Origin of the sequence: Collinsella sp. AM15-2, assembly GCF_003471985.1 — a bacterium.
Lineage (GTDB): Bacteria > Actinomycetota > Coriobacteriia > Coriobacteriales > Coriobacteriaceae > Collinsella.
In genome coordinates, this window is record NZ_QRKO01000015.1 from 1 (window position 1) to 13,604 (window position 13,604).

The 13,604-nt window shown below is 50.5% G+C and carries 10 protein-coding genes and 1 pseudogene; all 11 read left to right on the forward strand.

Annotation, left to right across the window (positions count from 1 at the left end):
- The coding region (locus tag DW171_RS07180; protein WP_147357347.1) for a sugar nucleotide-binding protein at nt 1-463 on the forward strand (463 nt) is incomplete at its 5' end.
- A complete protein-coding gene (locus DW171_RS07185; protein ID WP_118270830.1) occupies nt 460-1,572 on the forward strand; it encodes a glycosyltransferase in 1,113 nt (370 codons plus the stop codon). The genes DW171_RS07180 and DW171_RS07185, both read left to right, overlap by 4 nt.
- Before the next feature lies 1 nt (nt 1,573).
- On the forward strand, nt 1,574-2,707 hold the full coding sequence (gene wecB, locus DW171_RS07190) for a non-hydrolyzing UDP-N-acetylglucosamine 2-epimerase (RefSeq protein WP_118270831.1): 1,134 nt from the start codon (nt 1,574-1,576) through the stop codon (nt 2,705-2,707).
- Nucleotides 2,704-4,041, forward strand: a complete 1,338-nt coding sequence (locus DW171_RS07195) for a glycoside hydrolase family 99-like domain-containing protein (RefSeq protein WP_118270832.1) — start codon at nt 2,704-2,706, stop codon at nt 4,039-4,041. The genes wecB and DW171_RS07195 overlap by 4 nt, the downstream gene beginning before the upstream one ends.
- Nucleotides 4,038-5,393, forward strand: coding sequence for a hypothetical protein (locus DW171_RS07200; RefSeq protein WP_118270833.1), 1,356 nt, complete (start codon nt 4,038-4,040; stop codon nt 5,391-5,393). Before DW171_RS07195 ends, DW171_RS07200 begins: the two co-directional genes overlap by 4 nt.
- Nucleotides 5,390-6,676 carry a hypothetical protein gene (locus DW171_RS07205; protein ID WP_118270834.1) on the forward strand — a complete coding sequence of 429 codons (1,287 nt, stop codon included), beginning with the start codon at nt 5,390-5,392 and terminating at the stop codon, nt 6,674-6,676. The genes DW171_RS07200 and DW171_RS07205 overlap by 4 nt, the downstream gene beginning before the upstream one ends.
- 8 nt (nt 6,677-6,684) lie before the next feature.
- A complete protein-coding gene (locus DW171_RS07210; protein WP_118270835.1) occupies nt 6,685-7,764 on the forward strand; it encodes a polysaccharide pyruvyl transferase family protein in 1,080 nt (359 codons plus the stop codon).
- Entirely contained in the window at nt 7,757-9,262 is a 1,506-nt protein-coding gene (locus DW171_RS07215) for a lipopolysaccharide biosynthesis protein (RefSeq protein ID WP_158571035.1), read from the forward strand. Before DW171_RS07210 ends, DW171_RS07215 begins: the two co-directional genes overlap by 8 nt.
- Before the next feature lie 9 nt (nt 9,263-9,271).
- On the forward strand, nt 9,272-10,486 hold the full coding sequence (locus DW171_RS07220) for a Coenzyme F420 hydrogenase/dehydrogenase, beta subunit C-terminal domain (RefSeq protein ID WP_118270837.1): 1,215 nt from the start codon (nt 9,272-9,274) through the stop codon (nt 10,484-10,486).
- A gap of 159 nt (nt 10,487-10,645) precedes the next feature.
- Nucleotides 10,646-11,377, forward strand: coding sequence for a hypothetical protein (locus tag DW171_RS10085; protein ID WP_147357349.1), 732 nt, complete (start codon nt 10,646-10,648; stop codon nt 11,375-11,377).
- A 442-nt stretch (nt 11,378-11,819) separates the two neighbouring features.
- Nucleotides 11,820-13,058 (forward strand): annotated as a pseudogene (locus tag DW171_RS10435) (P-loop NTPase fold protein).
- Nucleotides 13,059-13,604 lie beyond the last annotated feature (546 nt).

Sequence of the window (13,604 nt, forward strand, 5' to 3'; positions counted from 1 at the left end):
CTCCTGGGTCATCGGCGAGGGGCACAACTTCGTCAAGACCATGAAGGCGCTCTCCGACCGCGTCGCCGACCCGGACGACAAGCTCGAGCAGGTCACCGTCGTGGACGATCAGCTGGGCCGCCTGACCTTCACGCGCGACATGGCCGAGGCCATCTTCCACGTGCTGGGGACGCACGCCCCCTACGGCACCTACGACTGCACCGGCTCCGGCGCCGTGAAGAGCTGGGCGGACATCGCCCGCGCCGTCTTCGAGGCCGCCAACGGCAACGGGGGCAAGGTCGTGCCGGTGTCGACCGCCGACTACTACGCGAATGCCGCCGGCCCCGTCGCCCCGCGCCCGGTCCACTCCGCGCTCGACCTGTCCAAGCTCGAGTCGACCGGCTTCCACATGCCCGACTGGGAGGATGAGCTGGAAGAATACCTGTTTGGCTCTTCTGAAAAAGCAAATATGGAGCAGCTGTGAAAGTACTGATGCAGACCCGCCAAAACGTTTTTGATCTAGCGGGCGGTGACACGACACAACTTGTAAAGACGAAGGAGGCCCTTGAATCAAAGGGTATTGATGTCGACCTGTCCTTGGACTTGCGACCCGATGTTTCTGGATACGATGTGGTCCACTTGTTCAACCTCACGCGGGTCCAGGAAACTTTCATCCAGTCGAAAAACGCCAAGGAGGCCGGAAAGCCTGTCGTGCTCTCCACGATTTACTGGCCGACTGACAGCTTCGAAAAAAGCGCAGCAAACGGCCTGAGAGGTTTTTTGGGAAAACATCTTAGCGTCGATGGAATGGAGCGCCTCAAGGCCTTCGGAAAGTACGTCTTGCGCGGGGAGCGCAGCGAGGGTGCACGCTACCTTATGACACATAGCTTCCAAAAGATGCAGCTCGAGATATTGGACAACTGCGATGTGTTCCTGCCAAATGCAAAGACCGAGATGGACCAGATAGCGGCTCATCTCGGCTTTCGCACCGACAACTATGTGGTCGTCCCCAATGCCGTCGACGTCGCGAGCATTAAGGCCGCGAAAGAGGTTGAATCAACGGGGTACGAGCGATTCAGTGGATGGATTGTTTGCATCGGCCGCATCGACATTCGCAAGAACCAGCTCAACCTAATCAAGGCGGTGGAGGGGTCGGATTACAAGGTCGTCTTTGTGGGAAAGAAGTCTCCCGGGCATATCGAGTATGCGAACAAGGTTGTGTCGGAGATAGAAGCCAATCCGAACATGGAATGGATCGAGCAAATTCCCAACGAAGACATCTACAAGCTGTGCCGCGAGTGCCGTGTGAGCGTGTTGCCTAGTTGGTTCGAGACGCCGGGCCTCGTGAGTCTGGAGGCAGCCGCTATGGGGTGCAATATCGTGGTATCTCCCAAAGGAACGACGCGGGATTATTTCGGTGACAGCGCGTTTTATTGCGATGTCAGCAGCCCTTCCTCCATCAGGGCTGCGCTGGATGAGGCTTACGCCTTCAATTACGACGAGGTTTTCGGCCGAAAGGTAATTACGGAATACACGTGGGAGAAGGCTGCTGAGAAAACTCTCGACGGCTATCAACTTGCTTTGAAAGGCTGATATGAAAAAAGTTATGCTCGTCTTCGGCACTCGCCCGGAGGCCATTAAGATGTGCCCGCTCGTGAACGAGCTGAGGGCGCGCCCCGACGAGTTCGACACGGTGGTGACGGTCACCGGTCAGCACCGTGAGATGCTGGACCAGGTGCTTCGCGTGTTCGACGTCAAACCCGCCTACGACCTGGCCGTCATGAAGCCGGGACAGACTCTGTTCGACGTTACGTGCGACGTGCTGCTCAAGCTCAAGGCGGTCCTCGAGGACGAGAAGCCCGATGTCGTGCTCGTACACGGCGATACCACGACCAGCTTCGCCGCTGCGCTCGCGTGCTTCTACCTGCAGATCCCTGTGGGCCACGTTGAGGCGGGCCTGCGCACGCACGACATCTTCAGCCCCTGGCCGGAGGAGTTCAACCGTCAGGCGGTCGACATCGTGAGCGAGTACTATTTCGCCCCCACTGAGGCCAGCAAGAAGAACCTTCTGGACGAGGGCAAGCCGGAGTCGAAGATCTGGGTTACCGGCAACACGGGAATCGACGCCCTTCGCACCACCGTTCGCGATGGCTATACCCACCACGAGCTCGAGTGGGCGGAGGGCTCCCGCCTCATCCTCATCACGGCGCACCGTCGCGAGAACCTGGGCGAGCCCATGCACCGCATGTTTCGCGCCATCCGCCGCGTGATGGAGGAGCACCCCGACACCAAGGCGATCTACCCCATCCACATGAACCCGCTCGTCCGCAAGGCGGCGCACGAGGAGCTTGACGGCTTCGACCGGCTGCATATCATCGACCCGCTCGAGGTTCTCGACTTCCACAACTTCATGGCCGTCAGCCACATCATCCTCACCGACTCGGGCGGCATCCAGGAGGAGGCCCCGAGCCTGGGCAAGCCCGTGCTCGTCATGCGCGACACCACCGAGCGTCCCGAGGGCGTGGCAGCAGGCACGCTGAAGCTCGTCGGCACCGAGGAGGAGGCCATCTACCGCGAGTTCAGTAGGCTTCTTTGCGACGACGAGGAGTACGTCGCCATGTCCCGCGCCTCCAATCCCTACGGCGACGGACATGCGAGCGAGCGGATCGCGGAAGCTTTGGGTCGTTCTTCTCTCGAGGCTGGAATACGTGATGGTGAACGTCGATGAATCTTTATAATTGCGGACAAATCAACGAGAAGCTTAAAGGTTTGTTTTGGAAACTCCCGTTGAGCGCTGAATTTAAAGAAAACCTCAGAGTCAGGCGTTATGAGCGTATTCTCGTACGCGAAGCGGCAGCCGATGCGGGCTCCTTGCGTATTGTGGCTGATAATGACCTTTTGAGCTCTTACGCCGAGTATGTCCTAGAAAGTTATGATGCGCGTGCCGAGGGCTATGTCGGCTATCGAAGGCATGATGAGGCTAAGTCGGACGTGCTGTTGGTGGCATATTATTTGACGCAATTCCACCCCAATGCTCAAAATGACTCCTGGTGGGGACGAGGAACCACTGAGTGGAACAATGTTTGCAAGGCCGTCCCTCAGTTCACGGGGCATTATCAGCCAAGGAAGCCCGGCGAGCTCGGCTATTACGATTTGCGCTTGAAATGCAATATGCAAAGGCAGATTGAGCTTGCGAAGAATTATGGCGTAGGAGCTTTCTGTTTTTACTACTACTGGTTCGATGGTGGTCAGAGACTTCTCGAAGGACCTTTAGATATGTTTCTGGATGACTCAAACCTTGACATGCCTTTCTTTTATTGCTGGGCGAATGAAAACTGGACAAAGCGATTCAGCGGTACGAGCAACGATGTCTTGATGGAGATCACCCAGAGTTCCGAGAACTACACCGCCTTCATGAGGGATGTTGTCCATGATTTCAGCGATGAGCGATATCTCCGAATAGACGGCAAGCCCGTCCTATCCGTGTATCGCCCGTCGCTTATTCGAGATCCGGAGCATGTGATTTCTGAGTGGCGCCGCATTTGTAAGGACGAATGCGGCTCAGAACCCTATCTTATTGCCGTGCAAGAGCGTGATACCAACATTGATTGGTCGGCAGTTGGCTTTGATGCCGAGAGCGAGTTCCAACCCAAGCAGGTGCAGCACAACTGTCGCAACATAACCAAACAGGTGCGTCCGTTGCGCGAAGATTTCGGCGGCACCGTCTATGACTATGCGGATTTGGTCGAGAATAAGCGATATGCGACTTGGAGCCGCGATAAGAAGGTCTATCCCGCCGTTATGCCCATGTGGGACAACACGGCCCGAAGGAATCACAGAGGAACGATTTTTCACGGGAGCACGCCTGAGCTATATGGACGATGGCTTGCGGACACGATTGACGAGGTGCGCCGTAGGCGCGACTTAGACAAGAAGATGGTCTTTCTAAACGCTTGGAACGAGTGGGGAGAAGGTGCCTACCTGGAACCTGATTCACTGTGGGGGTATGCATATCTTGATGCGACATTGCGGGCCATCATGCAGGATGGGCCAAACGAATGAAAAAGAAGAAACTGTTCATTGCCATAACGCTTTCGAACTATCTTATTGACCGTACGGGTACGCCGAAGGTCGTTATGAGTCATCAGGTTGCTGCCAATGACGCTGGCATCAAGTATGTTGCCTTATTTCCCATTGGCGGTTCTTCTAAATTTACAAAGAGGCTTTTCAGCAACTCATTCGGTGTGATATGCGATGGTAAGTTCGCAGGAGTTTTCAGCCTTGAAGCTTTCTTGGCTAGGGTAGGACGTTTGCTCGATGGCGAGTATGAACTGGGATGCATTTACATCCATCACTTCATGGGATGGAACCTTGAATCGATTGCTGGCATAGTATCTTCGTATCCTAAGGTCCAGCTGGTCGTATATGTGCATGACTACTACCTGTGCTGCACAAACTATAATTTGATACAGGACAGTACACAATTATGCGGATCTGCTAGATTAGGCGACGCACAATGCGTGGGATGTGCCTATTACGCTGACAGCATTATTCGTGAAGATTGCATCTGGAGGCTTCTGCACAACGAGCTTCATCGCATAGTATTTGCTTGCCCTTCAAGCGTTGTCGAAAGAATGGTGCAATCTTTCCATCCGGAAGCAAAGGGGCATTGCACGGTAATTCCACATCAAAGATACGTCGGGGTTTATCTTGACAACAAGGAGATGCTTCCTCCCAATCATGCGATCAAAGTTGCATATCTTGGGAAACAACAGTCTATAAAAGGCTGGGACTGTTGGTGTCGCCTTGTTGACGCGTTTCGTGGCCAGGGAAAATATGAATTCGTTGTGTTCAACAACGAGACGAAGCCTTTACCTAGCGGAATGAGACGGGTCTTCGTCGAATTTTCACCAGGAAAACCCAATGCTATGATTGACGAGCTGCGACGCGAGAATGTGGACGCTGCTTTACTTTGGTCTCAATGCCTAGAGACGTATTCGTACACCTGCATGGAGGCATATGCCTCAAATGCTTTTATCATCACTTGTCCATCAAGCGGTAACATAGCTGAGTTTGTGAGTATGACGCATTGTGGCCAGGTTCTTTCTTCGGAGCAGGAGCTGAGCCAGCTGCTCGACGAGCCTGATAAGTTGCTGGATTTGTTGAACGGGTTCCGCGCTAATCACGATGGGGGCGCGATGGCCCTCGCGACCAATGACGCATTCATTGCTTTGGCGAAACCGAGCATGCCGACTGCGCAAAATGCCGTCGAAAATGAGAGGCAATGCCGAACCTACAGATTCCGGCTAGACAATTGCTTCTCTTTGCCGCTGCGTATTTTCTATTCATGTCGGGAGCGAAAAAAAATCGAGGCTGCAAATTCACGGAAACGTAAACAAGAGTTCGCCATATGAGTATTCTTGAGAAAAAAACAGGGTCGGGGATAGATGCACTGATAATCAGTCTGATTATGGCTAAGGTTTTTCTGCTTGAATACCTTGGTATGGCCGGAATCGTAAATAACGTTATCTTTCTTCTCATTGGAGTTCGCCTTATCTTCAGTGGCTGGAAGATTCCGAAGAAGCTGCTTTTCCTCGTCTGCCTAATTACGATGCTCCTTGTTTTGAGTTACTCTGCTGGGAGCATAGTTCCCGGTAAGACCTCATACAACCTTAAAGCCATACAGACCTTCTTTTTCTATGCGCTCTTCATCGTGATGCTGAAGACCAACGGGTCAGATTTGCTGGATTTCGGCAAGCGGCGATGGATTGTTTTCTTTAACGTTGTCTATGCCGTCAACTGTATAGTTATCCTAATTCAGGTCTATTACCCATATTCTCTTATGGCGGCCGCCCCCATGACGGGCCAAATTCCCTTCTATGAAGACCTGATTTCAGGTCTTTTCATGTATGCTTCGACCCATGCCGTTGCGTTGTTCTCGTGCTTCGTTTTGCTCATTGATTTGAACAGCATACGGGATGGAAGCGGGGAGTTGCGAATCCCCGTCGTTTGTTGCGCGGCGGCGGTTCTTGCTAGCTCACTTGGTATTGCCGCCTTGAACGACAACAAGGCCTTGTTCGCCTTGATGCCCATCGTTCTTCTGCTTTTCTATGCCGAAGGTTTGTCATCGATCAATTTCATGAGAATCGCCAAGGGCCTGATGTTTCTTGCTGTCCTGCTGGGAATTGTCTTCTTGCTGTACATATGCAATTCATCGTTCGCAAACTTTTTTGATGACAATGTCCTGTCGTTATTTGACCTTGTGGAAAGCTCTAGTTCGATAGGAACCGATGCGGTGGGCAGTGGAGAGAGAATTGCAATAATCGGTTATGCTTTAAATTTGGCGTCAAGCTGGCTTTTTGGTATCGGTTTGGGCGCAGCAACATTCCACGAGGGCGCTTTCTGCGGGTTTACTCATTTCGGCCAAGCTGATTTTGGATCGCTGGTCATCCTTCTGGGCGTTTGGTTCCTTATTGCCCTGTTTGCTTTCTATGTCTTCTGCGTGTCTTGCGGGTGTCGGGGGCGCAGACCATACGTTCTTTATCTTTCCCTTGTTGCGCTTGCGGCAACTGCGACAATCTACACTCAGTGTTTTACGAGGGCAAATAATGCCTTGCTGTTCTTGCTTATAGGGCTTGCGCTCGTCGAAAGGTGGAAGTCCATTGCTCAGAGTACGTCGACCCTTTCTAAGGAGTGACTGGTAATATGAAGGTCGGGATTGTTACTTTTACATTTGGGGACAATTATGGTCAGCGTCTGCAGAATTATGCTGTTCAGGAGCTGCTTCAAAGAAGGGGAGCGGATGCGAGCACGATTCGCCAAAGCGAGCCACGTTGCAGCCTAAAGCACCAGGTTAAAGTTTTTCTTGTCGATAGCTTCGCTGGTAAGAGGGGGGCCAAACGAGCGAGGCATTCAGCGTTTCTTCGATTCGATGAGGAACATATTAAATATGAGCCGAATTATTCTTTGCCGGATTTCCCGCCGAGAAAATCCGATGGTTTCGACGCTTTTGTAGCGGGAAGCGATCAGATTTGGTCCCCTTACATTCCTGATAGCAATGGTGCTATGTTTCTTTGCTTTGCCGAAAGTGTCAAGAGAGTGTCTCTCTCGGCTAGCATTTCTGCACCTGAGCTGCCCATGGCGAAAAAAAGCGCATACAGGGAAAGACTCGCTGCGTTTGATTTCATATCGGTTAGGGAGAAGAACGCCGCAAGATTGATTAAGGAATGCGCTGGGTTGGACGCGGAGGTTTTGATCGATCCAACCCTTATGCTTGACGCTGCAGATTGGGATAAACTCGCCGAAGCGCCTGCGGCTTTACTTCCTAGGCGCTATGCCCTGAAGTACTTTCTCGGTAGTGATTCTCCCAAGGTTGCGATGTTCGACGAATATTGCAAACGAGCGGGATTGGAGGTCGTAGATCTTCTGGGGGATCCTCGGTTCTTTGCCTGTGGACCTTCTGAGTTCATCTACCTCATAAGGAACTCTTCGCTTGTTGCTACTGATTCTTACCACGGAAGCATCTTTACGCTCCTATATCGTAAGCCGCTTCTGATGTTCGAACGCGCAGGTTCGCAATTCGACATGAGCGATCGGTTCGATACCTTGGCTGAGAAGCTTGGCCTAGGTAATTGGCGTGAAGCAAATTGGAATTACCTCGAAAGCGGGGAGCCAAAATCCTTTGATGTTGAGGATAAGCTTCGAATTGAGCGCGCAAAATTCGATTCGTTCCTTAATCGATCCCTGTTCAGCAAATCGAGAAAAGAAATTGTCTATCATGGTTAGCCAACGTAAGACCGGTGCGATACTCGGCTATGCAAACATCATAGTCAAGAACCTTGTCAACCTCGTCTATACGCCCATGCTGCTGGCATTCGTGGGCCAGGCTGACTACGGCGTATACCAGACGTCCAACTCGTTCGTATTCTCGCTTACACTTCTAACCTTCGGCTTTTCCGAGGCCTACATCCGCTTCTATACGCAGGAACGAGCGAAGGGTAGCGAGGGCGACATTCGCAGGCTCAACGGCATGTATCTCATGCTTTACATTGCGGTCTGTGTCGTGGCCCTTGCGCTGGGCCTACTCTTTTCTGCTAATGTTGGGACATTTTTCTCAGATAGTTTCACGGACAACCAGGTGGGACTCGCGGGTAAGCTCATGGTGATAATGTCGTTCAACGTCGCCGTGACGCTTTTTTCAACCGTCTTCGATGCGTACATTCTTGCCCATGAACAGTTCAAGTTTCAACAGTCGAGGCAGATGTTCACAACTTTGGCGACTCCTGGCGTGGCTTTCGTGCTGCTCAATCTTGGGATGGGGACGGCGGGCGTTGCGACGGCGCAGCTTGCAGTTACATTGACACTGTTGGTTCTGAACGCCAGGTTCGCAGTCTTAAAGCTTGGCATGAGATTTGATGTTTTCCACTTTGACGGGTCTCTCTTCCTCTCGATTGCCGCGTTCAGCGCGTGGATATTTGGTAATCAGATTTGTGAACTGGTTAACCAGAGTGTTCCAAATATGTTACTTGGCGCTCTTACGAGTGCCGTCACCGTATCAGTGTTTGCAATTTCAATTCAAGTTCGTAGCGTCTTCGTTTCCCTTTCAACGGTGATGTCGAATGTCTTTGTTCCAATGATCAATCGTATCGTAGCCACAAGCGATGACAACACTAAACTCACCCGACTCATGACGCGCGTGGGACGCTACCAGATGTTCCTATTCTGCTGGGTGTACTGTGGATTCGTCCTTCTCGGGCGCTTCTTCATTGCCAAGTGGGCGGGCGAGGGCTTCATGGACGCGTACTGGCTTATCTGCGCCATGGCGCTGCCACTGGGAATTCCTCTGTGTCAGAACACAGGAATCGAGATTCAGCGCGCCAAGAACAAGCACAAGGCTCGCTCCGTCGTTTATCTCTGCACGGCGGGCATCAACGTTGTGTTCACTTGGGCTATGTCACCTGTTCTGGGTTATTGGGCTCCGGCCATCGCCTACATTCTGAGCATTTCGTTGGGTAACGGCCTCTTTATGAACTGGTATTACCAGAAAAGGATTGGGCTCGATATGGTTTTCTACTGGCGCCGCAACCTTCCCGTGCTGTTGGTCTCCGCTTGCGTCCTCGCAGCATGCCTGCTGGGATCAGCCTTCGTGCCCGTCACTGGATGGGCGTTGTTCCTCTGCTGGGGTGCTGTCTACACCGTCCAGTTCATGGCCGCTATGTGGGCGTTCGTACTCGATGCCGACGAGAAGAACATGCTCGCTGCTCGCCTGCCGTTCCTTCGTTAGGAGTTCGCTGTGTCTTATGACGAGATGAAGATATCCAAGCTCGGCGATGCCTGTTGTGGCTGTGGTGCATGTGCCGCGAAGTGCCCTAAGTCGTGCATCTCCATGCAGGAGGATAAGTTTGGCTTCCTACATCCCGTTATCGATGCAGGCGCCTGTGTGGGGTGCCATGCGTGCGAGTCGGTATGTCCCGCGCTTGGCGGGGGCAAGTGCGACGAAGCTCTCGGGATCCGCTGGGCCAAGGGCAAGTCCAGTGAGCTGTTGGAGGCTTCCTCTAGCGGCGGCATCTTTGGCCTCCTGGCCGAAAGTGTGATTGCGGACGGTGGTGTCGTCTGCGGAGCCGCCTGGGCCGACGGTTGTCGCCGCGTCGAGCATGTTCTGGTCGAGGATGCTGCCTCTCTCGATTGCGTCATGCGATCCAAGTACGTCCAGAGTTGCGTCGACAGGGAGGTCTACGTGGGGATTCGCGATTCAATCCTCTCGGGTCGCCGTGTGCTCTTCGCCGGTACGGCGTGTCAGATCGTGGGCCTCAAGCGCTATCTGGGAAAAACGGGGGAGAGCGGCCTGCTCCTGACCGTCGACGTCATCTGCCACGGCGTCCCGGCGCCGCGCCTCTGGTCGGATTGGATTGACTACAAAAATGCGCTCCGTGGTTCGAACGTCTCTGACGTCAATATGCGGAGTAAGACAGCCGGATGGCTGTCTTACTCCGCTATGTATGAGTACATAGCGGAGAAAGACCCATTCTCTTCCTGCGAGTCCACCATTTTCAATCAAGACTGGTACATGAAAGCGTTTCTGGCCAATGCGTCGCTGAGGCCCTCGTGCTTCGTGTGTCCTGCCAAGAGGGGCTGCGGCTCCGATATCACCCTAGGTGACTTCTGGGGATTCCAGGGCATCCATCCCGAAGTCGATTATTCTAAGGGCGTTTCCGCTGTGATTTGCAACACCGAGAAAGGCGTTGCTGCCTTTGAGACAGTCGCGGATCTGGTTGATTGCGGCGATGCGACCATCGAACAGGTTCTCGCCGGCAACCCCAGCTTGGTCAAATCGGTTGCCCCGTATGAGAAACGCGACGAGTTTATGGAAGATCTTGCTTCAGGAATGGATATCGAGGAGTTGATGTCCAAGTATGACTTCAGGCCCTCTCTCGGACAGAGGCTCCACAATAAAGTTGCTTTAATTAAGCACCATTTAGCTAAGCCTATAAAAACTCTATTGAGGTAATTTTATTCAGCTTTTCCTGCATGTTGATCCGAGTTGGTGGGCCAGGCGTGGAGATGGTATGGGTGAAACGGCTGCTTTTAACATCATTTACTTGACTATTCGTGATTAAAGTATTTGATGCATTGGGTTCGAGTTTTCGAATTATTTTATGAGGGTTCCTTGATTATCCATATAGATGACAAAGATTTGTCAAACATTCTGCTCAGAAGGTCTGGTGATCTAGGAGATTTTAAGGCTTGGGATGCTGTCGGCTTAGTTCTCGGCGGATTTGTTGACTCTATATCCATATTTTTCTCCGATGTTAGTGGGTACATTAAAGGGGCTGTCGGGGTAATTGGTTTAGTTTTAATTCTGCGCGGTTTATTCCTTATATATAAGTCAGTCTTCCATCCTTATTCCGTGGATGATTTAAATAGAGAGATTCTTCAGGCTAAGCGTATTGAAATTAATAGCTCTCTTATTGCTCTGGTTGATGGGAACTATGAGTTTGGGACTAGGTTTCTTTTATATCATGATGATGGCTGGGACTGCGATTTTCTACCTAATCATAGAGGGGATGCTATCGGGGCAGGAGAATATGAAAGACAGGCGCTATCAGCTTCCTTATATAGAGGCTTTGGTATAACCATTAACCCTTCGGACATTTCTTTTGTTACCGAGTGCGATTCTAATAAACGGTCGACAGAGCATGATGGCGAACTTCGCTATTATCACTATCGTTTATACACGGCTGTCCTCTCTAATTTATCTCCAAATTGGAGAGAGTCCAGTTTCATTTCTCACAATAATCGACGTTGTCGGTGGATGACCATAGACGAAATGAGCAGTGATAGGCGTATAAGTGAAATTAATAGTGATGTCATCGCGTTGCTTAAAAATAATTTTTCCTAAGAGTCGAATTCGATAAAGCCAAACAGTCTTGATGCGCTTCTTTGCAACTTACCCGGCATCTAGCAGGCCGTGCGCTATATTGTCGCGACCGTAGCGACATCTTTGGCTCAGAAATGTGCGCTCCATCCAGGGCGTCATGAAGCGCGTGAAGGCCAAGGGTATGCCCGTGATGGTCTATGAGGTCAGGCACGATTTTGAGGCCTTAAAGCCGGCTGTGACGTGATAGTGGCCAACCGCTGGAACGACGAGCTCGCGGACGTGGCGGACAGGGTGAACATGAGAAATCTGTTTAAGAAGGGTTAGTCATCATATGGCTTCTATAAGGCGACCTGTTATTAGCCGCGTGGATGAAGAACCGACTTCATTTGCGATTCAGTCTGCTTTCGATAGAAATTCGCTAAGCAGAAAGGAAGATATTGCCATTTTCCTAAAAATGTTGCTCATGGTTAAACCACCTTATACTTTTATAGTGGATTCGCCTTGGGGAACGGGTAAGACTTTTTTCGTAAAACAAATTGAATGGATTCTTAAAAGTCTCAATCCGGCTTTTGGTGCTAATTGCATTGAATTGGGTTCTCAATTCAATGAGATATTGAAAGATGACGATATCTGCCATTTTGTTCCTTTGTATTTTAATGCATGGGAGAACGATCATTTTGAAGATCCGATTCTTCCTCTCCTGGCTTCCTTTTCCGAATCTATTGATGAGAGTTGCGTAGACACATCATTAAATATTCCGCTGTTAATTTCAGAAATCATCAACTGTTTTCTTGCAATTCACAATATTGATATTGATATTAAAAATCTATCCAACTGTTTCGATGAAAAGGATTTTCTAGAAGATTATAGGGCACGGACTGAGCTACGGCAGAAGTTAAATCGGCTTATATCGAGTTTAATTCCGAGAGTTGCAAGATTTGCCATTCTATTTATCGACGATTAAGATCGCTGTAGGCCTGAATTTGCTATTCGTTTTTTAGAGCAGACAAAAGCCATATTTCAACTTCCAAATGTAATCGTTGTTTATTCTACGGATATTGTTCAGCTTTCCCGTTCACTTGAAGGGGTCTATGGTTCTCATTTTTCTGGCAGGGCCTATCTAGAACGTTTCTATGATAAGCGTATAGAGCTTCAACGCATTATGCCTTTGGATTACTTAGAGTTTAAGGGGCTAAGAGTTAACAGGGGTCATCCGTTTATCGATATAATCGGAGAATTACTTGACTATAAAAACGCATCTTGTCGTGCTTTAAACAGATTGTTCGATCAAATTAGATCCATTTTTGAATTCATATATATTTCACCCTTTTATTCCTATAGAACCGCTGAAGTCTTTCCGAAGTTCGCGCTTCTTCCGGTTTTGATAGTGCTCTCTTATTATGAACCCGAACAATGGTATGAGGTTAAATGCGGCCGCTCATTCTCTTGTGTTTACAATTTGGCGAGCCATAGTGAACGTTTTATAAACCAGCTAGATTCTTCGATTATTGAAATTAATGAATCCACGTCGGACGAATCTCTTATTTCAGAGAAGAGTCGTCGAGCTTTTGTAGAGGGGGTATGCGCTTTAATTTATATCGGGAAATTAAATGACCCTCGAGTTGAAGCTGTAAATAAAGGGAGTTTTCTGTTCGCTAATACTTTTGCAGATGTGTTTTTTACCCTAAGGGTGCAAGACTAGCTCTTAGATTGAATAAAAAAGGCGTGCGTTACATATTTTAACAATGTATCTGTTTGAGGTGCCGTCAAGATTCTTTCGTAAATTGACGCATTTTGTCTCGTCCCCGTCTGGCCGCACACCGGAGAGCACGTGTTCCTTGAGTCGGGACAAGAAATCGCGCCAGGACTCCGCGGACTTGGTTTACCCCTCGGAGTCGTAGATGGGCTCCCGGTCGCCGACGGAGTTGACGCTGTTGGCGACCAGCAAGGCCATGTTCTCGTGGGACCTTACCCAGCTGCATTTGAGATAGCTGCCATTGATGAAAACTTAGCGGTTGCCGCCAAGTCGAATCCATTTCCAAGAATAATTAGTTGGTGCATTATTTCAATCCTTTCCTCGTATTGAACTGTGTGAATGGCTTTCTAGGTTTTTACCCGAATTCTAATGGTTTAGATAACGGGTGACGTCTCACCTACCCCAAGCTTCGGTAGGTCGCGTCAGCCATCAGGATATTGCCTGCCACCCTTGTGGTCGGCTCCCGTCTGTCGCGCTCCTGGTTGACCCGGA

Excerpts from the sequence above, each read along its gene's own strand:
- wecB (WP_118270831.1), top strand. The coding sequence starts at position 1,574 with ATGAAAAAAGTTATGCTCGTCTTCGGCACTCGCCCGGAGGCCATTAAG.
- DW171_RS07195 (WP_118270832.1), top strand. The coding sequence starts at position 2,704 with ATGAATCTTTATAATTGCGGACAAATCAACGAGAAGCTTAAAGGTTTG.
- DW171_RS07200 (WP_118270833.1), top strand. The coding sequence starts at position 4,038 with ATGAAAAAGAAGAAACTGTTCATTGCCATAACGCTTTCGAACTATCTT.
- DW171_RS07205 (WP_118270834.1), top strand. The coding sequence starts at position 5,390 with ATGAGTATTCTTGAGAAAAAAACAGGGTCGGGGATAGATGCACTGATA.
- DW171_RS07210 (WP_118270835.1), top strand. The coding sequence starts at position 6,685 with ATGAAGGTCGGGATTGTTACTTTTACATTTGGGGACAATTATGGTCAG.
- DW171_RS07215 (WP_158571035.1), top strand. The coding sequence starts at position 7,757 with ATGGTTAGCCAACGTAAGACCGGTGCGATACTCGGCTATGCAAACATC.